Below are 22,703 nucleotides of genomic sequence, written 5' to 3' on the forward strand. Positions count from 1 at the left end.
CTGCATCGCAGCTATATTGACGTCATTGACAGCATTTGGGATGATCTGAACATGGCCGTTCTGACAGTTCGAAACGTGCCCGATGAAGTGCATCGCGCATTGCGTGTCCGGGCGGCGATGCATGGCCGCAGCACCGAGGCGGAAGTTCGCGAAATCCTGGAAAGTGCCGTAAAGCCCGAGCAGCGCATTCGCATGGGGGACGCTTTGGCTGAACTCGGTCGGCAATTGGGGCTGACCAATGATGATCTCGAGGTGCTCGATCAGCTGCGCGAAAGGGCGCCGGCGGAGCCCTTGAGGTTTGAATGATCGTACTCGATACGAATGTGCTTTCCGAGACGATGAAACCGACGCCCAGTTCGGCTGTGCGCGCGTGGCTCAATGAGCAAGCCGCGGAAACCCTCTATTTGTCGAGTGTGACCTTGGCCGAATTGATGTTCGGCATCGGCGCGGACGGTCGACGCAAAGCGGCGCTGACGGAGATGCTTGGCGGCTTACTAGCACTCTTTGGGGATCGGGTATTGCCATTCGACGCCGGAGCGGCCCGGCATTATGCCGACCTTGCCGTCAGAGCTAGAATGAACGGCAAAGGCTTCCCGACGCCGGACGGATATATCGCCGCCATCGCCGCTTCCAAGGGCTTTACTGTCGCGACACGCGATATGGGCCCGTTCGAGGCGGCAGGACTGACTGTCGTAAATCCCTGGAACCATCGATCATCCGAGGCCTCTCGGGAGAATTTATGATCGAACCCCGCCTCGCGGCGGATTCTACCTGTAGGAATAGCCGTGGCTGTGGCGCACCAGCTTGCGCGCCCGCGGCACGTAGCGGCTGGCGGCGACGGCCTCGGCACCCATCACCGCATAGCGCGGCTCGAACAGCTTTTTGAGGACCGAGACATCGCCGTTCGAATCCGTCGCCTCGAGCTCGGACTCAACGAGGTCGAAAACGGTGAATTCGGCTTGCGCGCCGACCGCAAGCCGGTCCTCCATCGACAGCTTGATGACCGATGCCGGCGCATGGGTGACGGCCTCCACCACCTTGTCGAAGGGCATGCCGACGCTCAACAGCTTCGACATCGTCGTCGCCAGATCCCAGACGGGGAAGTTCATCGAATGGCCATGCAGGTCGGTCGAGATCGAAAACGGCAGCAGCCCGCGAGCGATTGCCGCTTCGGCGACCTTGAAGGAGAAGGAGGCGCCGCCATGGCCGATATCGAGGCGGATGCCTTCCCTGGCGCACCGCTCGGCCAGATAGAAGAGATCTTCGTCCTCCATGATGCTCGAACCGGCCTTGCCGTTGAAGCAGTGCGTGACGACATCGCCGGGGCCGAGGATTTCGAGCACTTCGTCATAGAGCGCCGGCGGCTCGCCGACATGCACCATCATCGGCACTTTCAGAATCTTGGCGATCTTCTTGCCGAGCTTAACGGGGGTGACGCCCCAGGAACCGGTAATGACGTGGCTGGCGCGCACCTTGATGCCGACGATGTGCTCGCTGTTTTCGGCATAGACTTCGAGGATGCGGTCGAGATCGATATCTCTAATATCCCTGAGTTCCGCGACGCGGTTGCAGGCGACGAGACCGATCGAGCCGAGATTCAGGAAGGCCTTGATGCGCTCGCGCGAGGGCTCGATGATATATTCGCGGAAGCCATGGAAATTCGCCTCGCCGGCCGAACCAGCATCGACCAGGGTGGTGACGCCGCGCTCGAGACCGCATTCGGAAGGCCGGATGGAAATATCGGTGCCGCCGTGCCAGATGTGCACATGCAGATCGATCCAGCCGGGCGAGACGAAGGCGCCCTTGCCGTCGATGCGCGTCACCTCATCGGAAACCGCCAGCGACGGCCCGATCCCGGCAATCCTGCCCTCGGAATTGACGAGAATGTCGATCACCCCGTCGCCCGCCCCGGAACCGAAAGCCATCGGCTTAACGTTAGTGAGCAGAAGCGGCTTCTTCGCCTGGTCGCCGTACATAAAATGCTTTCCTTTCGAAGTCTCGAGCCGGGATCGCTCTCGGTCATCGTCTGCGGTCATTATGGAAGGCTGGGAACCAGAAACGGCGATTACCATTAATCCATAATTATGATATATAAATCTTTATAATAGAATAAAGTGGCAGGTAGCGCTGTCAAGAAAAATGCAGCTGCTGTGCCACGCGAAACAGCACTGCCGCCCTTCCTTTTCCGAGGCGCACCACCGTGAAAGACTGTGGGAAATCAGCCGTTCGTTTCAATCCCGAAGGATCGAATAATCGAGCCGTTCGAGCCTATCGGGATCGGCGAAGGCGTCGATCGCCGCGATCCGGCCATCGGCGATGGTGAACGCCGCCACGACGCGGATCTGACCCGCGATGCGCACGACGAAGCCGAGCTCGCCCTCGACGATGGCGACTTGCGCCGCCTGCGCCCGCCCCTTGAACAATTCGGCCACTTGGGCAGCTCCGCGCCTCCCGCCAAAGGCCCCGTATCGAGCCGCTGTCGCATCCGGCCGGAAGACGACATCGGGAGCGAGCACTGCGATCAGCGCTTCCACATCGCCGTTGCGCGATGCGGTCAGAAAGGCCTCGGCGATCCTCCGCTTGCCGCCGAGATCGACCTCCGGCGCTTCGTCCATGCCCTGCACCCGGCGGCGGGCGCGGCTTGCGAGCTGCCGGGTGGCGGCGGACGAACGACCTATGATGGATGCGATCTCGTCGAACGGCAGATCGAACATGTCGTGCAGCACGAAGGCGACACGTTCGGCCGGTGCCAGAGTCTGCAGCACGACGAGCAGCGCCAGGCCGATCGAATCGGCAAAGGCGGCCTCTCGCTCCGGATCCTTGGCGGGATCGGCAATCGCTGCATGGACAGGCATTTCCAGCGGCTCCTCGCGCCGGGTCTTGCGAGCCCGCAGCATGTCGAGGCAGATGCGGGCGATCACGGTGGTGAGCCAGCCGCCGAGATTGTCGACCGCTGTCGTATCGGTGCGGTTGAGGCGCAGCCAGGTCTCCTGAACGGCATCCTCGGCCTCGCTGCGCGAACCAAGCATGCGGTAGGCTGCGGCCCTCAGATGCGCCCGGTTCGCCTCGAATTCATCGGCCAGCCATTTTTTCTCGTTCACTGTCACATTCCTCCGCTGCGTTGCGTCAAGACCATGACGAATGAAACCCGGCCGGTGTGACAGTGCCGGCGGATCGTCGAACGCAAAACGCATCAAGGAGACATATCATGCAAGAGAGAATGGGAAATCCCGCCCTCGTCCTCCCCGCAGCCATGCAGGCACTCAATGCCCTCAGCAAGGTGCCGACCGAAACAGGCCTTTCGCCCAAGCTGCTCGAACTCGTCAATCTGCGCGCCAGCCAGATCAACGGCTGCAGCGTCTGCATCGATGGTCATTGGCGCATTGCCCGCAAACATGGTGAGACGGATGAGCGCCTTTTTGCCGTCGCGGGCTGGCGCGATGCCCCCTATTATAGCGATGCCGAGCGGGCAGCCCTTGCCTTGACCGAGGCGGTGACCCGCACCAGCGACCGCGCCGACCCCGTGCCCGACGACATCTGGGACGAGGCGACCCGACATTATGACGGCCGGACGCTTGCCGCTCTCGTCATCGCCATCGCCAATATCAATGTCTGGAACCGGCTGAACATCGCAACCCGCCAGATCGCCGGCGCCTGGAAACCGTAAAGTCGGCTGTCGGCAGCGCGTTGCGCTGCGCTGCCGCAGCCACGCGATCACTCGGGTTGACAGCTCAAATGATGCCGCCGCCGCCGGCAAAGGAGGCCGGACGCTCGGCCGCAACCTTTTTCCGGTAGCCACTGGCGCGATAGGCGGCAATCGGGTCGATCGCGCCGCCGGCCCGGCGACGGGCCTCGGCAAGGATCGGCTCGACATCGGCGCGGTAAGCGCGCTTCAGCGTTTCCGACGCCATCAGCGCATCATTCTCATCCTGGTAGCCTTCGAGCGCCTTGCGGTCGACGAGCAGCGCCTGCGCATAAGCGCGGCGGATTTCGTTGGCGCTGTTGATCAGGCTCTCGATCGGGTCGGTCACATTGTGCGACTGGTCGATCATATGGGCCGGGTTAAAGTCATTGACGCCGCGCTGCTCGGCATCGACCAGCTCGTTGAAGACGAGGAACAGCCGGTAGGGATCGATCACGCCGGCGTCGAGATCGTCGTCGCCGTATTTCGAATCGTTGAAGTGGAAGCCGCCGAGCTTGCCGAACTGGATCAGGCGGGCGACGATCATCTCGATATTGGTGTTCGGGGCATGATGACCGAGATCGACGAGGCAATAGGCCTTGGGGCCGAGCGTCTGGGCGATCAGATAGTTGGTGCCCCAATCCTGCACGACCGTCGAATAGAAGGCCGGCTCGTACATCTTGTGCTCGGAGAAGAGCTTCCAATCATCGGGCAAGGCTTTGTAAATGTCAGCCATCGCGCCGAGATAACGCTCGAACGCCTTGGTGAAATTGCTCTGGCCAGGGAAATTGGAGCCATCGCCGATCCAGACGGTGAGTGCCTTGGAGCCGATCGCCTTGCCGATCTCGATGCATTCGAGATTGTGCTCGACTGCTTGGGCGCGCGTCGCCGCATCGGTATGGCTGAGCGAGCCATATTTGTAGGAGTGGGCCTGGCCCGGCGCATCGGAAAAGGTGTTCGAATTCATGGCGTCGAAGCCGAGGCCGAGCGCATCGCCCTTGGCCTTCAACTCCCGCGCATCCGCCTTGTCCCAGGGAATGTGCAGCGAGACATTCGGCGTTGCCTGCGTCAGCTGATTGATGACGGCGCAATCGTCGAGCTTGTCGAAGACGCCACGCGGTTCGCCGGTACCCGGAAAGCGGGCGAAACGCGTGCCGCCGGTACCGACACCCCAGGAAGGAACGGCGACGAAGAACTCCGCCACCTTGCGTGTCACCGCCTCAATATCGACGCCGCGGCGATCAAGCGTCGCACCCAACGCGTCGTAATCGGCTTTCAGCGCCGCCGCCCGCTTTTCATTTTCACTCGCGATCAGATCTTGCGCGATCCTGAATTCAGCCATTGTTTCCTCCCACGTCGCGAACCACAGACCCGTGGTTTGCGTTCTAACGCTTACATGTCTTCAAAACTCAGGAGCTACGATGGACGTTATCCGCATTCTTCTTGCGATCATCCTGCCGCCCCTTGGCGTATTTCTGCAGGTCGGGATCGGCCTGCATTTCTGGCTCAACATATTGCTGACGCTTTGCGGCTATGTGCCGGGGATCGTCCACGCAATATGGGTGATCCTCCGGAAGTAGCTCTGCCTATTTGCTTTACGCAATTCCGGATGCAAAACCGCTGCACACTTTTGCTGGAATTGCTCTAGCGTGTAAAACTCTGAACGTTGCCGGCGTCGACGTTGATGATGTTGCTGGTCGACTTGGCCGACAGATCGGACGCCAGGAAATAGACCGCCTCGGCGATATCTTCCGGGAAGACGTTGAGCTTCAGCATCGACCGCTTGCGGTAATGTTCCTCGAGCTCGTCGACCTCGATCTTCGAGGAAGCCGCGCGCTGTTCGCGCCACTCGCCGCTCCAGATCTTCGAGCCGCGCAGGACGGCATCGGGGTTGACGGTGTTGACGCGAATGCCGGCATCTGCCCCTTCCAGCGCAAGGCAACGGGCGAGATGGATTTCGGCGGCCTTCGCCGTGCAATAGGCAGACGCGTTCGGCGAAGCGGCAAGACCGTTCTTCGATGCGATGAAGACGACATTTCCGCCGAGCGCCTGACGGCGGAACAGGCGGAAGGCCTCACGCGAGACGAGGAAATAACCGGTCGCCAGAATGTCGATATTGCGGTTCCACGTCGAAAGTTCCGTCGTTTCAATCGGCGCCGACGAGGCGATCCCGGCATTCGAAATGAGGATATCGATGCCGCCGAATTCGACGCAGGATTCTGCGAAGGACGCGACAACGGCATCTTCCTTGGTGACATCGAGCTTGGCGGTGCGCACGGCGTCCGAGCCGTACTTCTTCACGAACTCGGCCTCCGTCGATTCAAGTGCCGCCTGATCGATATCGGCGAGCACCACACAGGCGCCCTCGCCGACGAGGCGCGCCGCCGTCGCCCGGCCGATGCCGCCGGCGCCGCCGGTGACGAAGGCGACGCGGCCGGCAAGGCTCTTCGGCTTCGGCATGCGCTGGAGCTTCGCCTCTTCGAGCAGCCAATATTCGATGTCGAAGGCTTCCTGCTCCGGCAGGCCCTGATATTCCGAGACCGTAGAGGCGCCGCGCATGACGTTGATGGCGTTGACGTAGAATTCACTGGCGATGCGGGCCGTCGCCTTGTCGCGGGCGAAGGACAGCATGCCGACTCCCGGCACCAAAAAGATGACGGGATTGGCGTCGCGCATGGCGGGCGAATTGTCATGCCTGCAGTCGTTGTAATAGCGGGCGTAATCGTCCCGGTAATCTTCCAGCGCCTTGTCGAGACCGGCAACGATCGCATCGACATCCGGCTTGGCCGGATCGAATTCGACGATCAGCGGCCGGATCTTGGTGCGCAGGAAATGGTCCGGGCAGCTGGTGCCGAGCGCGCCGAGCGGACGCAGGTTCTTCGAATTGACGAATTCCAGAACCGCATCCTGATCATCGAAATGGCCGAGCTTGCGCTCCTGCTTGCCGATGCGACCGCGAATTTCGGGCATCAGGCGGGCGGCGATCGCCCGGCGTTCGGCAACCGGCAGGCTCTGCACGGCCGCGCCGCCGAAGATCGTCTTGCCCTCGGTCTGACCGGCGAACCATTCGATCGCCTTGTTGATGATATCGAGCGTCAGCTCGTAGCAGGCCTTGGCGTCGTTGGCCCAGGTGAAGAGACCATGGCTTTCGAGCACGACGCCCTTGGCACTCGGGTTGGCCTTGACGAAAGCTTCGAGATCGAGGCCGAGCTGGAAGCCGGGGCGGCGCCAAGGCAGCCAGCCGATCTCCTCACCGAAGATCTGCTTGGTCAGCTCCCTGGAATTCTTCGACGCGGCGATTGCGATGATCGCGTCGGGATGCATATGGTCGACATGGGTAAAAGGCACGAAACCGTGCAGCGGCGTGTCGATCGAGGCGGCGCGGGCATTCAGGTTGAAGGTGCAGTGCGGCAGGAAACTGACCATGCGATCTTCATCCTCGACACCCTTGTAGATGCCCTTTAGCGCTTCCAGCTTGTCCTGATAGAGCGTCGCGAAGCCGTCGAGCTTGATGGTGCCGACGTCGCCGCCCGAGCCCTTGACCCAGAGGACCTTGACTTTCTCACCGGTCAGCGGATCGATTTCCATCACCTTGGCCGAAGTGTTGCCGCCGCCGTAATTGGTGATGCGCTTGTCGGCGCCGAGCAGATTGGAGCGATAGAGCAGCTTGCCGGGCTCATCGAGACGAGCCGCGTAACCATCATCCCACCGGTTTTCCAGAAGCCGGACGTTCGCCGCCATGTCATCCTCCCTACAGGCTTGTGTGGCGCCGCGATCAGCGCGCCCTTTCGCTCACGGTATCGCGCATCAAAAGTGCGCTTGTCAATCGAAAACGATCAAATTCGATTATGCTGCATCGCAATATGAAATTTTATGATCGTTTATGATTGACAGTTTTTAACGGATAAGAAATAAATATGACAAGAGGAGGAGCCCGATGCACGAACGCGAACGCCATCGCATCATCTTAAGCGCCGTTCAGGAAAAGTCCGTGGTGACCATCCAGGACATTTCCGAGCTCACGGAAGCCTCTGAAGCGACGATCCGGCGCGATATCGCGGCTCTGCATGTGCAGGGCAAGATCCGTCGTGTCCGCGGCGGCGCCGAGGCGGTGCATCCGCCGCAGCTCGGCAATCTCGCTGGGCGGCCCTTCCGGGTTTCAGAATCAGTCAATATCGATAAAAAACGCGCAATCGCGCGCGCAGCGGTCGATCTCTGCGAGGCCGGCGACGCCATCATCATCAATGGCGGCACGACGACCTTCCAGATGGTGCATTACATGGCCGGCCACCGCATGCAGGTGATGACCAATTCTTTTGCCATCGCCGAACATCTGGTGAAGCATTCCAAGAATACGGTGACGGTACCTGGCGGCGCGATCTATCGCGAGCAAAGCCTTATCCTGTCGCCTTTCGATAATGACGCGATCCGCAATTTCTATGCGCGGCGCATGTTCATCGGCGCGCAGGGCGTCGGTCCGCTCGGCATCATGGAGGCGGACGCGCTCATCATCCAGAGCGAGCAGAAGCTGATGCACCAGGCCGACGAGTTGGTCGTCATGGTCGATTCAAGCAAATTCAATCGCCGGTCGAGCCTCATTCTCTGCGCGCTCGATCGTGTTTCTATGGTCATCACCGATGACGGGATCTCGGAAGAAGCGGCTCGCATGGTCGAGAACGCCGGCGTTCGCCTCGTCGTCGCCAGCCCGGTGACCCAGCTTGTGAAGGAGGATTCCTCGTCGGTCGCATAAGGCGCCGCCGGGGTGTGGAAGTCTAATCTTAATGGGAGGAAGTGAACATGAAACTCGCAAAGACACTTGCGCTCGGCGTAGCGCTCGCCGTCGCCATGATGGCCGGCACCGCCAGCGCCGAGGACATCAAGATCGGCCTGGTCGTCAAGTCGCTTGGCAACGGCTTCTTCGACGCCGCCAACAAGGGCGCCCAGGAAGCAGCCAAGGAGCTCGGCGGCGTGGAGGTAATCTACACCGGCCCAACCTCGACGACGGCCGAAGGCCAGATCGAAGTCATCAACTCGCTGATTGCTCAGGGCGTCGATGCCATCGCCGTTTCGGCCAACGATCCCGACGCGCTCGTACCGGCACTGAAGAAGGCCACGCAGCGCGGCATCAAGGTGATCTCCTGGGATTCCGGCGTGGCACCCGAAGGCCGCATCCTGCAGCTCAACCCGTCTTCCAACGAGCTGATCGGCAAGATGTGCCTGACGCTCGCCAAGAATCATCTCGAAGGCGGCAAGGGCGATTTCGCCATCCTGTCGGCGACCACCACCTCGACCAACCAGAACATCTGGATCGACCAGATGAAGAAGCAGCTCAAGGACTTCCCGGGTCTCAACCTCGTCACCACGGTCTACGGTGACGACCTCTCCGACAAGTCCTATCGCGAAGCCGAAGGCCTGCTGAAGTCGAACCCGAACGTCAAGGTCATCGTCGCTCCGACGACCGTCGGCGTTCTGGCCGCCTCCAAGGTCGTCGAGGACAAGGGCCTTATCGGCAAGGTCTACGTCACCGGTCTCGGCCTGCCGTCCGAAATGGCCGGCGCGATCAAGTCGGGCGCCACGAAGGAATTCGCCATCTGGAACCCGATCGACCTCGGCTACTCCGCAACGCAGATCGCCTATCGCCTCGTCAAGGGCGAAACCGATGGCAAGCCCGGCAGCGAAATCGAAGCCGGTCGCATGGGCAAGATCAAGGTCGGTGACAACGGCGAAGCCGCCATGGCCGATCCCTTCGTCTATAATGCCTCGAACATCGACCAGTTCTCCAAGGTCTTCTGACCCGGAGCATTAAAAGAGCCCGGCGGCTGTGCGGCCGCCGGGATTTCCCATTCGACACTGGTGGAAATCTGATGAACGCCGCCTTTCAACAACCCATCACGGACAGTAAAACCGGCGATGCGCCCGCCATTCTGGAAATGCGCGGCATCTCCCAGATCTTTCCCGGGGTGAAGGCGCTCGACAATGTCAGCATCGCGCTCCATTCCGGTACGGTGACGGCGCTGATCGGCGAAAACGGCGCCGGCAAGTCGACGCTCGTCAAGATCCTGACCGGCATCTACAGGCCGAACGAGGGCGAGATACTCGTTGATGGCCTGCCGACGAGCTTTGCCAGCGCCCAGGCCGCAATCGATGCGGGCGTGACCGCCATCCATCAGGAAACCGTGCTGTTCGACGAGCTGACGGTTGCCGAAAACATCTTCCTCGGCCATGCGCCGCGCACGCGCTTTCGCACCATCGACTGGCAGGCGATGAACAGCCGCTCGAAGGCGTTGCTGACCGCGCTTGAAAGCAATATCGATCCGACGATCCGGCTGAAGGACCTCTCGATCGCGCAGCGCCATCTGGTGGCGATTGCTCGCGCTTTGTCGATCGAGGCCCGCATCGTCATCATGGACGAGCCGACGGCCGCCCTTTCCCGCAAGGAGATCGACGATCTCTTCCGCATCGTCCGGGGCCTGAAGGAACAGGGAAAGGCGATCCTCTTCATCAGCCACAAGTTCGATGAGCTTTACGAAATCGCCGACGATTTCGTCGTCTTCCGCGACGGCCGCGCCGTCGGTCGGGGCAAGCTCAAGGAAACGCCGCAAGACGAGATCGTCCGCATGATGGTCGGCCGCGACGTCGATAACGTCTTTCCGAAGATCGAGGTCGCCATCGGCGGTCCAGTGTTCGAAGTCGAAAAATACAGCCACCGCACCGAATTCCGCGATATCTCGCTGACACTCCGCAAGGGCGAAATTCTCGGCATTTACGGCCTCATCGGCGCCGGACGTTCGGAGCTCGCGCAATCGCTCTTCGGCATCACCAGGCCGCTCTCCGGCAGGCTGACGCTTGAGGGCCGGGAAATTTCGATCCATTCCCCGCATGATGCCATCAAGGCCGGCATCGTCTACGTGCCGGAAGAGCGCGGCCGCCACGGCCTGGCGCTGCCGATGCCGATCTATCAGAACATGACGTTGCCGTCGCTGGCGCGCACCTCGCGCAAGGGCTTTCTGCAGGCAGCGGAAGAATTCGCGCTCGCCCGCAAATATGCCGAGCGGCTGGATCTGCGCGCTGCCGCGCTCTCCGTGCCGGTCGGCACGCTGTCGGGCGGCAACCAGCAGAAGGTGGTCATCGGCAAGTGGCTCGCCACCATGCCCAAGGTCATCATCCTCGATGAGCCGACCAAGGGAATCGACATCGGCTCGAAGGCCGCCGTGCATGGCTTCATCAGCGAGCTTGCCGCAGAGGGCCTTTCCATCATCATGATCTCTTCCGAACTGCCTGAGATCATCGGCATGTCGGACCGTGTGCTGGTCATGAAGGAAGGCCTGTCGGCCGGGCTCTTCGAGCGCGATCAGCTTTCGCCGGAAGCGCTGGTGCGCGCGGCGACCGGAAACGCATGAGGTGATGGGCATGGCCAGACTGATCAGAAAGCGTGAAACCCTGCTCTTTGCCATCATCGTCGTGATGATTGCCGTCTTCTCGACGCGGGCCGCCGATTTCGCCACGCCGGACAATCTCGCCGGCATCTTCAACGATACCGCGATCCTCATCATTCTGGCGCTTGCCCAGATGACGGTCATTCTGACCAAATCGATCGATCTTTCGGTGGCCGCCAACCTTGCCTTTACCGGCATGGCGATTGCGATGATGAATGCCGCATTTCCGGGCCTACCATTGATCGTGCTGATCCTTGCCGCGGTCCTGATCGGCGCGGCTCTCGGCACCATCAACGGCTTCCTCGTCTGGCGCCTCGAAATCCCGCCGATCGTCGTGACGCTGGGCACGCTGACCATCTATCGCGGCATGGCCTTCGTGCTGTCGGGCGGAGCGTGGGTGAATGCGCACCAGATGACGCCGACCTTCCTCGCCGTTCCCCGCACGCCGATCCTCGGCCTGCCGGTGCTGAGCTGGGTCGCGGTCATCATCGTCGCGCTGATGTACATGCTGCTGCGCTACAGCCAGTTCGGCCGCTCCGCCTATGCGACCGGCGGCAATCCCACGGCTGCCGTCTATGCCGGCATCGATACGGGCCGCACCAAGTTCCTCGCCTTCGTGCTCTCGGGCGCGCTCGCCGGCCTTTCCAGCTATCTCTGGGTGTCGCGCTATGCCGTCGCCTATGTCGACATTGCCAACGGCTTCGAGCTCGACAGCGTTGCGGCCTGCGTCATCGGCGGTATCTCCATTGCCGGCGGCGTCGGCTCGGTCGCCGGCACGGTGCTCGGTGCGCTCTTTCTCGGTGTCATCAAGAACGCCCTGCCGGTTATCGGCATCTCACCCTTCACCCAGATGGCGATCTCCGGAACCGTCATCATTCTCGCCGTCGCCTTCAACGCCCGGCGTGAGCGCAACCGGGGCCGCATCATCCTGCGCGACCGCGCCGCAGCCGAGATCAGTACGGAGGCCGCAGCATGAGCAACCTATCCACGCACGAGAAGCGCGTCATCCCCGACCGTCTCGGTACGCCGTTGCGCCGTGTCGCCGCCAGCTGGGAGGTGCTGCTTTTCGGCGTCGCCGTCCTGATCTTCATCTTCAACTCCCTGGCCTCGCCTTATTTCCTCGATGCCTGGAACCTCTCGGACGCCACCTTCAACTTCACCGAAAAGGCGATGATCGCCTTTGCCATGGCGCTGCTCGTCATTTCGGGCGAGATCGACCTTTCGGTCGCCGCCATCATCGCCCTCGCCTCAACGGCGATGGGCGCGGCAGCACAGGCCGGCGTCGGCACGCCGGGCCTGGTGCTGATCGGCATCGCCACCGGCCTTGCCTGCGGCATCTTCAACGGCGTGCTCGTCTCGGTGCTGAAGCTGCCGTCGATCGTCGTCACCATTGGCACGATGAGCCTGTTCCGCGGCATTTCCTACATCGTGCTCGGCGACCAGGCCTACGGCAAATATCCCGCCGACTTCGCCTATTTCGGCCAGGGCTATGTCGTCTGGGTGTTCTCGTTCGAATTCGTGCTCTTCATCGTACTGGCGATCCTTTTCGCCATCCTGCTGCATGCGACGAATTTCGGCCGTCAGGTCTATGCGATCGGCAACAATGATTTCGCCGCCCGCTTCTCCGGCATCCCGGTCGAGCGCGTCAAATTCATTCTTTTCCTGCTGACCGGCGTCATGAGCGGCATTGCCGCCGTCTGCCTGACCTCGCGCCTCGGCTCGACCCGGCCGTCGATCGCTCAAGGCTGGGAACTCGAAGTCGTCACCATGGTCGTCCTCGGCGGCATCTCCATCCTCGGCGGCTCCGGCACGATCGGCGGCGTCGTCATCGCTGCCTTCGTCATGGGCCTCGTCACCTTCGGGCTCGGTCTCCTGAACGTGCCTGGCATCGTCATGTCGATCTTCATCGGCCTGCTTCTCATCATCACCATCGCCATTCCGATCATCGCCCGCCGCATCAAGCTCATGAGCTCCCGATGACCTTAGAAAAACACGCCTTCAAGATGCAGCTCAATCCCGGCATGGAGGCCGAATACCGCAAGCGCCATGACGAGATCTGGCCGGAACTGGTCGATCTCCTGCACCAGTCCGGCGCCAGCGACTATTCCATCCATCTCGACCGCGAGAGCAACACGCTGTTCGGCGTGCTAACGCGGCGCGCCGATCACACGATGGCGAGCCTGCCGGACCATCCGGTCATGAAAAAATGGTGGACGCATATGGCTGATATCATGGCGACCAATCCGGATAATTCGCCTGTTCAAAGCGACCTCGTCACCGTCTTTCACATGCCATGAACTCCAGCTCCTATCGCCGCATCGCCGTCCTCGACATCGGCAAGACCAATGCCAAGGTGGTCGTGCTCGATAGCGAGACCGGCGCCGAAGCCGCCGTCCTGAAACGGCCGAACATTGCGATCAAAACCGGTCCCTATCCGCATTACGACATAGAGGCGCTCTGGTCCTTCGGGCTCGATGCGCTGAAGAGCCTTGCGCGGGAACCCGGTTTCGACGCCATTTCGATTACCACCCATGGCGCCGCCGCCGCACTCATCGGCGCGGACGGGGCGCTTGCCATGCCGGTCATCGATTACGAACACGAATATCCTGAGGTAATCCGCGACGCCTACACCGCGTTGCGGCCCTCCTTTGAAGAAACCTTCTCGCCGCGCCTCGCAATGGGTCTCAATATCGGCGCGCAGCTGCACTATCAGAAAAACGCCTTTCCCGAAGAATTCGCCACCGTGAGGGCCATTCTCACCTATGCGCAATATTGGGCGGCGCGGCTGACCGGTGTGGCCGCCAATGAACTGACCTCGCTCGGCTGTCATACCGACCTCTGGAACCCGGGACGCGGCACCTACTCCTCGCTCGTCGACAGGCTCGGCATTCGCGATCGGATGGCGCCGATCCGTTCGGCCTTCGATGTGCTCGGTCCTGTGCTGCCCGAGATCGCGGCCGAACTCGGTCTTTCGGCACCTGTGCCGGTCTATTGCGGCATCCATGATTCCAACGCCTCGCTGCTTCCGCACCTGGTCCGTCGCGAGGCACCCTTCGCCGTCGTTTCAACAGGCACCTGGGTGATCACTTTCGGCGTCGGCGGCGATCTCGGTCATCTCGATCCCAGCCGCGATGCGCTCGCCAATGTCGATGCCTATGGCCGCGCCGTCCCCTCCTCGCGTTTCATGGGCGGGCGGGAATTCGAAATTCTTTCGGCCGAGATCGGTCCGGTGAACGACGAAGCCGCCTGGGCCGAGATCGGTCCGGTGATTGCCAGGGGCATGATGCTGCTGCCCAATGTCGCCCCCGGCTCCGGGCCCTTTCCCGGGAAGGCAAGCCGCTGGATCGGCGCGGAGGAAGCGGGCCGCGAGGCGCGTCATGCCAGCGCCTGCCTCTATCTCGCTCTGATGACCGATGCCTGTCTCGGACTGACCGGCGCCAAAGGTCTTGTCGTCGTCGAAGGACCGTTTGCCCTGAACGAGACCTATCTGAAACTGCTTGCCGCGCTTGTCGGCCGCGAGGTGCTCGCCCTTCCCGGTTCGACCGGCACCAGCCAGGGCGCGGCCCTTCTCACCGGCATCCGGCCGGCATCAGGCGCAGAGACACATTTTCCGCCAGCCGATATCCCGGGACTGGCCGCCTACCGCAACCGCTGGTACGCGGCGATGGAATAGGTCTCTTCCCAAGAGCGGTCTTGTTCGCCCCGGCCTTGCGGTTAGTGTGCACCTCGAAAATCATTCGAGGAGACATCATGACAGAGACATTCGATCCGCGTGGCCTTGCATCCTCGCTTCACAGCCTGCGCCGAGCCGCCAGGCAGGAGGAAACGAGCACCTTTTCGCTGCCGGCCGATCTGCATCAGGCGATGGAGGCGCAGAATTTTCTGGCAGCAGCGGACGGTATTTCCAGCAATGCCTGGAAGGTGACGGTCTCCCCGCAGGCCCAAGCCGTCACCGCCCCCTTGCACCCTTACGTCGAAGCCGTCTCGGGTGCCAACATTCCGTGGTATCCGGGTCTGAAATTCGAAACCGAGATCGCCGTCCGCCTCGGCAAGGATCTGCCGATCCGCTCAGGTGTGCCGTACAATCGCGCCGAAGTTGTCGAGGCGATCTCCGCTGTCTATCTCGGCGCCGAACTGCTGGTCAGCGCCGTCAGGGAAAGCGGCGGCGTTTCGTTTCTACTGTTCCTCGCCGACCGCCTCGGCAACAGCGGCTACGTGCTCGGCCCGAAGCTGGACAATAGTGCCGTCGACACTGCCGGCGGCACGCCGCTCAAGGTCACCTATGCCGGTCGCACCATCTATGACGGTCCGGCGCGGCATCCAAAGGGTGATGTTCTCACCTGGCTCGTCGATTACGCCAATGATGGGCTGCGCCCTGAAACATCGCTGAAGGCGGGTGCGCTCATCACGACAGGCACGTTGAGCGGCGCGATCGAACTGAGCGAACCCGGCGAGATCGACATCCTGCTCGGCGACAGCAGGCTGAGCTTCTCGGTGTCGCAGGCATGATCTGACTGTAATTTTGGTCTCCGGATTGGTGATTGTCATCCGCTTCCGCCTATTGTAAATAAACTTGACTATTAACTGAAGGTTTACTCTGGCGCGTGGCCGGAGGCGGAAAATGAAAATGACGTTTCAACCGCGGATGCAGAACAAGATCCAGGGCTTTTCCGTCATGGGCGGCGTGCATCGCCGCCTGTGGAACGGCATCGTCGCCGATGTCTGGGATGTAGAATGCGCCTCTTATGCTGGCGGCTATTATGTCTCACAGGATCCGCGGCTCTTCATCATGCTCGACAAACGCGGACCGGGCAATTCGCGCATCAAGCTTTCGCCGAGAGCGCAAGGCGCCGTTCAGGACACGGAAAAACGGCCGATCTCCTACGTGCCGGCCGGCATGGAAGTCTGGGCCGAGCTGACCGACGTGCACTCGGTGCGCCATCTCGACCTGCATTTCGATGCCGGCACCATCAGCCGCCGGTTGACGGAGGATATCGACCCGCGCCGGCTGGAAAGTCCCCAGCTTCTGTTTTCCGATGAACGGGTCCTGGCGCTCGCGCAGCTTGTCGCTGCCGAATGCCTCAATCCGGAGCCGCTGCACGATCTCTATGGCGACGGCCTTGCCTTGGCGTTGATCATCGACGTACTGAAGCTTTCCAGGGCCGTGCCACGCAAACGCAGCAAACTCGCCGGCTGGCAGCTTCGCCGCGCCACCGACTTCATCGAAGAAAACTGCCTGCGCAATATCCGCCTCGAGGAACTCGCCGACCTGACCGGCCTCTCGCAATCGCATTTCAGCCATGCCTTCAAAGCCTCGACCGGCATCGCTCCCCATCAATGGCAGACCAATGCCCGGCTCGACAAAGCAAAGCGGCTGCTCATCGAGAGCCAATATGCGCTGACGGCCATCGCCGCCGAAACCGGCTTTGCCGATCAGGCGCATTTTACCCGCGTCTTCCGCAAACATGTCGGCACCACGCCGGCAAGCTGGAAGAAGGCTCAAGTTGCCTGACGGCAACGCTCATTGGGCAATTGTTTGCAATGCGGAGAATTGCCCAAGAACGTTCAATTTTCGTCGATCGAGACAAGCCCACCCAATAAAATTGAGTTAGGCACTCATCTTATTCAAGGTTTCGCCGCGTGGTCAGCGTCGCGGCACGAGTGGGGTACAAGACATGCGTGGGCAGACCAGGGGTCCCATCTTCAAGACAAGTTTGTTGGCAGGCGTTGCGCTCGCCGGCCTGATGGCGGGCATCGCCTCGGCGCAGGACGCAACCTCGACGGAGCTTGAGCCGATCGTCATCCAGGGCGGCAGCGACACCGCGACCAGTCCGGTCAAAGGTTATGTCGCCAAGAACTCCTCCACCGGCTCCAAGAGCGACACTCCCCTTAATGAAATCCCGCAATCCGTTTCCGTCATCGGCACTGAGGAAATGGAAGACCGCGGCATCACCAACAAGATCGACGAGGCGCTGCTTTATACGCCTGGCGTCACATCGCAGCCCTTCGGCAACGACGGCGATACGGACTGGTTCTACATCCGCGGCTTCGACGCGACGCAGACTGGCGTCTTCTTCGACAATCTGACACTCTTCAGCTACGGCTTCGGAGGCTTCCAGCTCGATCCCTTCATGCTGGAGCGCGTCGAGGTGCTCAAGGGTCCCGCCTCCGTACTTTACGGCGGATCAAACCCCGGCGGCATCGTCAACCTCGTTCGCAAGCGCCCGCTCGACGAGCCGCTCTTCTATACGGAGATCGGCATCAACAGCAACGGCAACGCCTTCACCGGTTTCGATGTCTCCGACAAGATCGGCTCCAGCGGAACGATGAGCTATCGCATCACCGGCAAGGTCGCCGGCGGCGACAACTATTCGGATTTTTCCGAGGATCTGCGCGGCTTCATCATGCCGCAGCTGACGATTTCGCCGGATGACAGCACGAGCTTCACCGTCTGGGGCTATCTCGCCGGCCTCGACCAGGTCCATACCGGCAACGGCTTCTTCCCCTATGTCGGCACGGTCGAGGACGCGCCTTTCGGCAAGATCGATCGCGACGCCTTCTATGGCGAGCCTGACATCGATGACGGCAGCTATGTACAGAAGATGTTCGGCTACGAATTCGAGCATGAATTCGACAATGGCATCAAGTTCTCCCAGAACGCCCGCTACGGCCGGCTCGACAAGCATGAAGTCGGGCCCTACCTGAACGGCTGGGTCGGCGGCGTGCCGACAGGACCGGATTATCAGCTGGCGCGCATCGGCTTCGAAGGCCGCTCAGGCGTCGATACCTTCTCGATCGATAACCGGCTCGAAGGCGAGGCCGAAATCGGCGGCACCACGCATAACCTGCTCGTTGGGCTCGATTATACCTATTACCGCCTCGACAATTGGCAGTCCTGCTGCGGCTCCAATCCGATCAGCGCCACCGATCCCGTCTACGGCACGGCGCAAGGTGCCAATTTTGTCTATGCCGACAATGTCATCACCAAGAACCAGATCGGCGTCTATGCCCAGGACCGTATCCATTTCGGTGATGGCTGGCTGCTGACGCTCAACGGTCGCTACGACTATGTCGACATCAACCAGGATGCCGTGATCGGCACAACCTACAGCACCAACGACAGCGCCGTCAGCGGCCGTATCGGCCTTGCCTATGAACTCGACAATGGCCTGACGCCCTATGTCAGCGCCGGTACGTTCTTCAATCCGCTGATCGGCACAGGCGTCTCGGGCGCGCTGAAGCCGGAGGAAGGCGAACAATTCGAAGGCGGCATCAAATATGAGCCGAGCTTCTTCGACGGTTCGCTGACCGCATCGGTCTTCCACATCACCAAGCGCAACAACACGGTCACCAATCCCGTGACCTTCGCCCAAAGCCAGCTCGGCGAGGTCGTTTCGCGCGGCGCCGAACTTGAAGGCAAGGTCAATATCAACGAGAACTGGAAGGTTCTGGCCTCGCTTGCCTATACGGACATGGAAGTAATGGAAAACGAGGCCAATCCGGCTCTCGTCGGCAATTCGCCCTACATCGTGCCGAAGGTGACCGCCTCCCTGTGGATCGACTATACGCTGACGACAGGTGCCTTCGAGGGCATGAGCTTCGGCGCGGGTGTGCGCCATCAGGGCTGGTCCTGGGCCGATGAAGCCAATACCCAGAAGGTGCCGGCCGCCACCCTCGTCGACGCCGCGATCCGCTACGACAGGCAAGACTGGGGCGCCTCGCTCAACGTCACGAACCTCTTCGACAAGGAATATGTCAAGGGTTGCAGCGCGCTGACCGTCTGCGGTTACGGCGATGCCCGCACCGTCACCTTCAAGCTCAGCAGGAAGTGGTAAGTTGACAATCTGAGTTTAGTTTTGCAGGAACCTGCTGGAGAAGGGAGGGCTTGCCCTCCCGGTCCCATTGCAGCGCCGAACCTGGAGCAGACCATGCCTTCGCCTTTCCTTGCCCTGTCAGGAATAGACTATGCCATCGGGCCGAAATCCATCCTCTCCGGCATTGACGTGACGCTCGAGCGCGGCCGCATTTACGGACTGGTGGGTCCAAACGGTTCAGGCAAGAGCACGCTTCTGAAGATCATCGCCCGCCAGATCACGCCAAAATCCGGCGCCGTCTCCTTCGGCGGCAAGCCGGCAAGCGACTGGGGCGCCCGGGAATTTGCCCGCCACGTCGCTTATATGCCGCAATTCACGCCGGCGACCGACGGGATGAGCGTTCGCGAACTGATCGCCCTCGGCCGTTTCCCCTGGCATGGCACGCTCGGCCGCTTTACCGCCACCGACCGCAGGATGGTCGAGGAGGCGATCGTCCGCACCGAGCTCGAAGATTTTGCTGATCGCCTCGTCGCCGCCATGTCCGGCGGCGAGCGGCAACGCGCCTGGATCGCCATGATGCTTGCTCAGGACGCCCGTTGCCTGCTGCTCGACGAACCGACTTCGGCGCTCGATCTCGCCCATCAGGCGAGCGTGCTATCGCTCGTGCAGGAGCTCAGCCACGAGCGCGGGCTGACCGTCGTCATCGTGTTGCACGATATCAATCTCGCCGCGCGCTACTGCGACGCGATCATCGCGCTCAATCGCGGCCGGATCACCGCCGAGGGCACGCCCGCCGAGATCATGCAGGCCGACAAGCTGCAATCGATCTTCGGCGTCGGCATGGGCGTCTTCCCGCATCCGGTTCGAAACGAGCCGGTCAGCTATCTGTTGTAGGTCATGGCTTTTCTGGCCTACTTCTCCCGCAGGCAGTTTCTGGCCGGTGCGGCGGCCTCGCTCTCCGCTCCCGCGTTGTCGCGGGCGGCGGGGAGCGTACGCGTCGCGACGCTCGACTGGGCGCTGCTCGAAACCCTGCTGGCAATCGGCGCCAACGTCGTTGCGGCAACGGAGCTGCGGCAATTCCGCGAGGCGGCCGTCACGCCTGAAGTGCCGGCGACGGTATCCGATCTGGGTTTGCGCGGCACGCCGAATTTCGAGGTGCTGCGGCTTGCGCGGCCGGACCTGATCTTCAATTCGAATTTCTATGCCTGGGCGGACGAACGTATTCGGCTGATTGCGCCGGTGGAAAGCCATGCGATCTACAAGCCCCGCGAAAGCCCCTTTCTGCTGGCCGAGCAAGTCACACTTGCGATCGGCGAGCGCCTGCAGCTTGCCGCTGCCAAAGAGCTGACCGAGGAGCTTTCCGCAAGGCTCGATCGGTATAGGTCTCTCTTTGCCGCCGGCGACGGACGCCCGGTCATCCCGATCAATCTCGGCGATGCCAGGCATTTCCGCGTCTTCGGCTCCGACAGCATGTTCGGCGAGGTGCTGAAACGCGTCGGCCTCAGCAATGCCTGGCAGGGCGCGACCAGCTACTCCGCCGCAGCCCCCATCGGCATCGAGGCCCTGGCATCGATACCCAACGCCTGGATCATCATGATCCCACCACATCCGGCCGACGCGATCGCCACACTCTCCGCCAGCAGCTTCTGGAACGCCCTGCCGGCCGTGCGCGAGAAGCGGGTGCTGACGCTCGGCGCGGTCAACCCCTATGGCGCGCTGCCGGCGGCCAGCCGCTTTGCCGATCTGTTGGCGGAGGGGCTTGGCCATGCATGGAATGGTTAGCCGCGCCAGGCTGTCGCGAAGCGCGAGCATGCCGGTTCCCGGGCTGATCCTGGCCGCACTTTGCATTGCTGCCTTTGCGCTCCTCGTCGTGACGCGTCCCGAGGTTCCGCACGGCGATGCCGGCGCAGCCATGCTGAACAGCGTGTTGCTCTGGGACGGCATCATGCCCCGCGCCGTGCTGGCCCTGATCACCGGCGCTGCCCTCGGCCTTTCCGGCACTTTGCTGCAGCGTGTCCTGCGCAATCCGATCGCCGATGCCTCCACGCTTGGCATCGCCTCCGGCGCGGAACTGGCGATGACGGCAGCCATGAGCGTCTCGCCCCTGCTCATCGGATTGTCACGCGAGGTGGCGGCCTTTGGCGGGGGGCTTGCAGCTGTCACCATCGTCCTGGCTTTGAGCTGGCGGCGCGGGCTCGATCCGGTAAGCGTGGCGCTTTCCGGCATGATCGTCAGCCTTATCGCCTCGGCCCTCAGCGTCACGCTAATCCTGGCGCGCGGCGAATATGCCATGTCGATCTATATCTGGGGCGCCGGCTCGCTCAGCCAGCAGGATTGGAACGGCGTCGTCTCGCTCGCCCCCCGGCTTGTCCTCGGCTTCATCGCGGCCCTGCTGCTGGTTCGGCCGCTCCGCATCCTCGCGCTCGACGACGGCGGCGCCCGAAGCCTCGGCCTTGCCCTGCACTCCACTCGCCTCGGGATCGTCGCCCTCGCCGTCTGGCTAGCCGCCTCGGTGACATCAGAGGTCGGCATAATCGGTTTCCTTGGCCTCGCTGCCCCGGCAATCGCAAGGCTTGCCGGGGCGCGCGGCACAGACAGGCTGATCGTGACGGCACCGCTGACCGGCGCCGGACTGCTCTTCCTGACCGATTGCCTCACCCAAATCCTCGGCCCCGGCTTCACCGATCTCGTGCCGACGGGGGCGGCGACCGCCCTGCTCGGCGGACCACTGCTGCTCTTCCTGCTGCCGCGCATCCACTCCGTTTCAGTCGTTGCCGCCCGGCCGGCCGGAGCCTCGAAGAGGCTGGTAAAACCGCTTCAAGCCCTAGCCATCCTCTTGATTGCGCTCTCCCTGCTGTTTGCCCTCGTCCTCACCGTCGGCCCCGCCGATGACGGCTGGCATGTCGCGACCGGCGCACTCCTCATCGACCTCCTGCCCTTCCGCCTGCCGCGGACGACCGTGGCGGCGGCGGCAGGCGCCATGCTGGCGGCGGCAGGCTTCCTCATGCAGCGCATGACAGGCAATCCGATTGCGAGCCCGGAGGTCCTCGGGGTCAGCGGCGGCGCCGGCGCGGGCCTGACGGTGGCGCTCTTCCTCTTCGGTTTTCCCTCGCCTGCCATCATGCTGATGGCAATGGCGATCGGCGCGCTGGCCGCCTTCCTCGCCATGATCACCATCTCAGCGCGCGCGCAATTCTCGCCGGAACGCATGTTGCTGGCGGGCGTCGGCATCAGCGCCTTCGCGATGGCGGTCGTAACGATGGTGCTCGCCCAGGGTGATATGCGCGGCTATATCCTGCTCACCTGGCTTTCCGGCTCGACCAACCGCGCCGGCGCCTTCGAAGCCTGGACAGCCGTCATCTCGCTGGTCGCGCTGACCGCGCCGCTGCCTTTCCTCAGCCGCTGGCTGACGATCCTGCCGCTCGGAACCGGCTTGAGCCGCGCCGTCGGCCTTCCCGTCGGAGCAAGCCGCCTGGTGCTCGCCATCTTCGCTGCGCTGATGACGGCGATCGCCTCGTTCCTGGTCGGGCCGCTCAGCCTCACCGGCCTGATTGCGCCGCATCTGGCGCGCCTGGCCGGCTTCCGCGCGCCGGGCCACCAGCTTGCGGCAAGCCTGATCTTCGGCGCCGGCGTGCTGACGGCGGCGGATTGGCTGTCGCGCGTCGTCATCTATCCCTATCAGGTGCCGGTCGGCCTCTTCGCCGCCCTGATCGGCGGCCCCTATCTGATCTGGCTGCTGTCGCGTCGGAGCGCGGGAGAATAGCACGCAGC

The 22,703-nt window shown here is 62.2% G+C and carries 21 protein-coding genes; 17 read left to right on the forward strand and 4 right to left on the reverse strand.

Translation table 11 applies throughout. From position 1 onward, the window contains the following. Positions 1–51: 51 nt before the first annotated feature. Positions 52–306, forward strand: coding sequence for a FitA-like ribbon-helix-helix domain-containing protein (locus J0663_RS27435; RefSeq protein ID WP_207245534.1), 255 nt, complete (start codon positions 52–54; stop codon positions 304–306). After that, on the forward strand, positions 303–743 hold the full coding sequence (locus J0663_RS27440) for a type II toxin-antitoxin system VapC family toxin (RefSeq protein ID WP_207245535.1): 441 nt from the start codon (positions 303–305) through the stop codon (positions 741–743). The genes J0663_RS27435 and J0663_RS27440 overlap by 4 nt, the downstream gene beginning before the upstream one ends. Before the next feature lie 24 nt (positions 744–767). On the opposite strand, the gene J0663_RS27445 is transcribed toward J0663_RS27440, so the two are convergent. Further along, on the reverse strand, positions 768–1,976 hold the full coding sequence (locus tag J0663_RS27445) for an amidohydrolase/deacetylase family metallohydrolase (RefSeq protein ID WP_207245536.1): 1,209 nt from the start codon (positions 1,974–1,976) through the stop codon (positions 768–770). Positions 1,977–2,231: 255 nt separating this feature from the next. Beyond that, positions 2,232–3,101: a sigma-70 family RNA polymerase sigma factor gene (locus J0663_RS27450; protein ID WP_207245537.1), complete on the reverse strand. Its 870-nt coding sequence runs from the start codon at positions 3,099–3,101 to the stop codon at positions 2,232–2,234. Between the two features lie 107 nt (positions 3,102–3,208). Here J0663_RS27450 and J0663_RS27455 point away from each other — a divergent pair, with 107 nt between their 5' ends. Next, a complete protein-coding gene (locus tag J0663_RS27455; protein ID WP_207245538.1) occupies positions 3,209–3,667 on the forward strand; it encodes a carboxymuconolactone decarboxylase family protein in 459 nt (152 codons plus the stop codon). 64 nt (positions 3,668–3,731) lie between these two features. Here the strand turns inward: J0663_RS27455 and rhaI are convergent, their stop codons facing one another. Next, a complete protein-coding gene (gene rhaI / locus J0663_RS27460; RefSeq protein WP_207245539.1) occupies positions 3,732–5,024 on the reverse strand; it encodes an L-rhamnose catabolism isomerase in 1,293 nt (430 codons plus the stop codon). Between the two features lie 79 nt (positions 5,025–5,103). Here rhaI and J0663_RS27465 point away from each other — a divergent pair, with 79 nt between their 5' ends. Further along, positions 5,104–5,262: a YqaE/Pmp3 family membrane protein gene (locus J0663_RS27465; RefSeq protein WP_064697274.1), complete on the forward strand. Its 159-nt coding sequence runs from the start codon at positions 5,104–5,106 to the stop codon at positions 5,260–5,262. A gap of 64 nt (positions 5,263–5,326) precedes the next feature. Here J0663_RS27465 and J0663_RS27470 read toward each other — a convergent pair whose 3' ends face one another. After that, positions 5,327–7,423 carry a bifunctional rhamnulose-1-phosphate aldolase/short-chain dehydrogenase gene (locus J0663_RS27470; protein WP_207245540.1) on the reverse strand — a complete coding sequence of 699 codons (2,097 nt, stop codon included), beginning with the start codon at positions 7,421–7,423 and terminating at the stop codon, positions 5,327–5,329. A gap of 196 nt (positions 7,424–7,619) precedes the next feature. Here J0663_RS27470 and J0663_RS27475 point away from each other — a divergent pair, with 196 nt between their 5' ends. From J0663_RS27475 to fhuB, 13 genes are all read left to right on the forward strand, one after another. Next, positions 7,620–8,432, forward strand: a complete 813-nt coding sequence (locus J0663_RS27475; RefSeq protein WP_207245541.1) for a DeoR/GlpR family DNA-binding transcription regulator — start codon at positions 7,620–7,622, stop codon at positions 8,430–8,432. Positions 8,433–8,479: 47 nt separating this feature from the next. Next, positions 8,480–9,475, forward strand: a complete 996-nt coding sequence (gene rhaS, locus J0663_RS27480; protein ID WP_207245542.1) for a rhamnose ABC transporter substrate-binding protein — start codon at positions 8,480–8,482, stop codon at positions 9,473–9,475. 71 nt (positions 9,476–9,546) lie between these two features. Further along, entirely contained in the window at positions 9,547–11,082 is a 1,536-nt protein-coding gene (locus J0663_RS27485) for a sugar ABC transporter ATP-binding protein (protein ID WP_207245543.1), read from the forward strand. Between the two features lie 10 nt (positions 11,083–11,092). Further along, positions 11,093–12,094: an ABC transporter permease gene (locus J0663_RS27490; RefSeq protein WP_207245544.1), complete on the forward strand. Its 1,002-nt coding sequence runs from the start codon at positions 11,093–11,095 to the stop codon at positions 12,092–12,094. After that, the gene (locus tag J0663_RS27495) at positions 12,091–13,098 is read left to right on the forward strand and encodes an ABC transporter permease (RefSeq protein ID WP_207245545.1); all 1,008 of its coding nucleotides are present in this window, start codon (positions 12,091–12,093) and stop codon (positions 13,096–13,098) included. Before J0663_RS27490 ends, J0663_RS27495 begins: the two co-directional genes overlap by 4 nt. After that, positions 13,095–13,415 (forward strand): L-rhamnose mutarotase, encoded by a 321-nt coding sequence (gene rhaM, locus J0663_RS27500; RefSeq protein ID WP_207245546.1) that lies wholly within the window; start codon positions 13,095–13,097, stop codon positions 13,413–13,415. Before J0663_RS27495 ends, rhaM begins: the two co-directional genes overlap by 4 nt. Continuing rightward, positions 13,412–14,791, forward strand: a complete 1,380-nt coding sequence (locus tag J0663_RS27505; RefSeq protein WP_207245547.1) for an FGGY-family carbohydrate kinase — start codon at positions 13,412–13,414, stop codon at positions 14,789–14,791. The genes rhaM and J0663_RS27505 overlap by 4 nt, the downstream gene beginning before the upstream one ends. A 77-nt stretch (positions 14,792–14,868) precedes the next feature. Continuing rightward, on the forward strand, positions 14,869–15,627 hold the full coding sequence (locus tag J0663_RS27510; RefSeq protein ID WP_207245548.1) for a fumarylacetoacetate hydrolase family protein: 759 nt from the start codon (positions 14,869–14,871) through the stop codon (positions 15,625–15,627). Between the two features lie 118 nt (positions 15,628–15,745). Then, positions 15,746–16,630, forward strand: coding sequence for a helix-turn-helix domain-containing protein (locus J0663_RS27515; RefSeq protein ID WP_207245549.1), 885 nt, complete (start codon positions 15,746–15,748; stop codon positions 16,628–16,630). A 163-nt stretch (positions 16,631–16,793) separates the two neighbouring features. Beyond that, positions 16,794–18,953: a TonB-dependent siderophore receptor gene (locus J0663_RS27520; protein ID WP_207245550.1), complete on the forward strand. Its 2,160-nt coding sequence runs from the start codon at positions 16,794–16,796 to the stop codon at positions 18,951–18,953. Between the two features lie 93 nt (positions 18,954–19,046). Then, positions 19,047–19,826, forward strand: a complete 780-nt coding sequence (locus tag J0663_RS27525) for an ABC transporter ATP-binding protein (protein ID WP_207245551.1) — start codon at positions 19,047–19,049, stop codon at positions 19,824–19,826. 3 nt (positions 19,827–19,829) lie between these two features. Further along, on the forward strand, positions 19,830–20,714 hold the full coding sequence (locus tag J0663_RS27530) for an ABC transporter substrate-binding protein (RefSeq protein ID WP_207245552.1): 885 nt from the start codon (positions 19,830–19,832) through the stop codon (positions 20,712–20,714). Beyond that, a complete protein-coding gene (fhuB, locus tag J0663_RS27535) occupies positions 20,707–22,695 on the forward strand; it encodes a Fe(3+)-hydroxamate ABC transporter permease FhuB (RefSeq protein ID WP_207245926.1) in 1,989 nt (662 codons plus the stop codon). Before J0663_RS27530 ends, fhuB begins: the two co-directional genes overlap by 8 nt. The last annotated feature ends 8 nt before the right edge of the window (positions 22,696–22,703 follow it).

It is taken from the genome of Rhizobium lentis, assembly GCF_017352135.1.
In the GTDB taxonomy this organism is placed as follows: domain Bacteria; phylum Pseudomonadota; class Alphaproteobacteria; order Rhizobiales; family Rhizobiaceae; genus Rhizobium; species Rhizobium lentis.

Coding starts and splice junctions, on each gene's coding strand:
- J0663_RS27435 (WP_207245534.1), top strand. CDS start 52: ATGGCCGTTCTGACAGTTCGAAACGTGCCCGATGAAGTGCATCGCGCA.
- J0663_RS27510 (WP_207245548.1), top strand. CDS start 14,869: ATGACAGAGACATTCGATCCGCGTGGCCTTGCATCCTCGCTTCACAGC.
- rhaI (WP_207245539.1), bottom strand. CDS start 5,024: ATGGCTGAATTCAGGATCGCGCAAGATCTGATCGCGAGTGAAAATGAA.
- rhaS (WP_207245542.1), top strand. CDS start 8,480: ATGAAACTCGCAAAGACACTTGCGCTCGGCGTAGCGCTCGCCGTCGCC.
- J0663_RS27520 (WP_207245550.1), top strand. CDS start 16,794: ATGCGTGGGCAGACCAGGGGTCCCATCTTCAAGACAAGTTTGTTGGCA.
- J0663_RS27505 (WP_207245547.1), top strand. CDS start 13,412: ATGAACTCCAGCTCCTATCGCCGCATCGCCGTCCTCGACATCGGCAAG.
- J0663_RS27530 (WP_207245552.1), top strand. CDS start 19,830: ATGGCTTTTCTGGCCTACTTCTCCCGCAGGCAGTTTCTGGCCGGTGCG.
- J0663_RS27515 (WP_207245549.1), top strand. CDS start 15,746: ATGACGTTTCAACCGCGGATGCAGAACAAGATCCAGGGCTTTTCCGTC.
- J0663_RS27445 (WP_207245536.1), bottom strand. CDS start 1,976: ATGTACGGCGACCAGGCGAAGAAGCCGCTTCTGCTCACTAACGTTAAG.
- J0663_RS27470 (WP_207245540.1), bottom strand. CDS start 7,423: ATGGCGGCGAACGTCCGGCTTCTGGAAAACCGGTGGGATGATGGTTAC.
- J0663_RS27465 (WP_064697274.1), top strand. CDS start 5,104: ATGGACGTTATCCGCATTCTTCTTGCGATCATCCTGCCGCCCCTTGGC.
- J0663_RS27495 (WP_207245545.1), top strand. CDS start 12,091: ATGAGCAACCTATCCACGCACGAGAAGCGCGTCATCCCCGACCGTCTC.
- J0663_RS27475 (WP_207245541.1), top strand. CDS start 7,620: ATGCACGAACGCGAACGCCATCGCATCATCTTAAGCGCCGTTCAGGAA.
- J0663_RS27485 (WP_207245543.1), top strand. CDS start 9,547: ATGAACGCCGCCTTTCAACAACCCATCACGGACAGTAAAACCGGCGAT.
- J0663_RS27525 (WP_207245551.1), top strand. CDS start 19,047: ATGCCTTCGCCTTTCCTTGCCCTGTCAGGAATAGACTATGCCATCGGG.
- J0663_RS27440 (WP_207245535.1), top strand. CDS start 303: ATGATCGTACTCGATACGAATGTGCTTTCCGAGACGATGAAACCGACG.
- rhaM (WP_207245546.1), top strand. CDS start 13,095: ATGACCTTAGAAAAACACGCCTTCAAGATGCAGCTCAATCCCGGCATG.
- J0663_RS27490 (WP_207245544.1), top strand. CDS start 11,093: ATGGCCAGACTGATCAGAAAGCGTGAAACCCTGCTCTTTGCCATCATC.
- fhuB (WP_207245926.1), top strand. CDS start 20,707: ATGGTTAGCCGCGCCAGGCTGTCGCGAAGCGCGAGCATGCCGGTTCCC.
- J0663_RS27455 (WP_207245538.1), top strand. CDS start 3,209: ATGCAAGAGAGAATGGGAAATCCCGCCCTCGTCCTCCCCGCAGCCATG.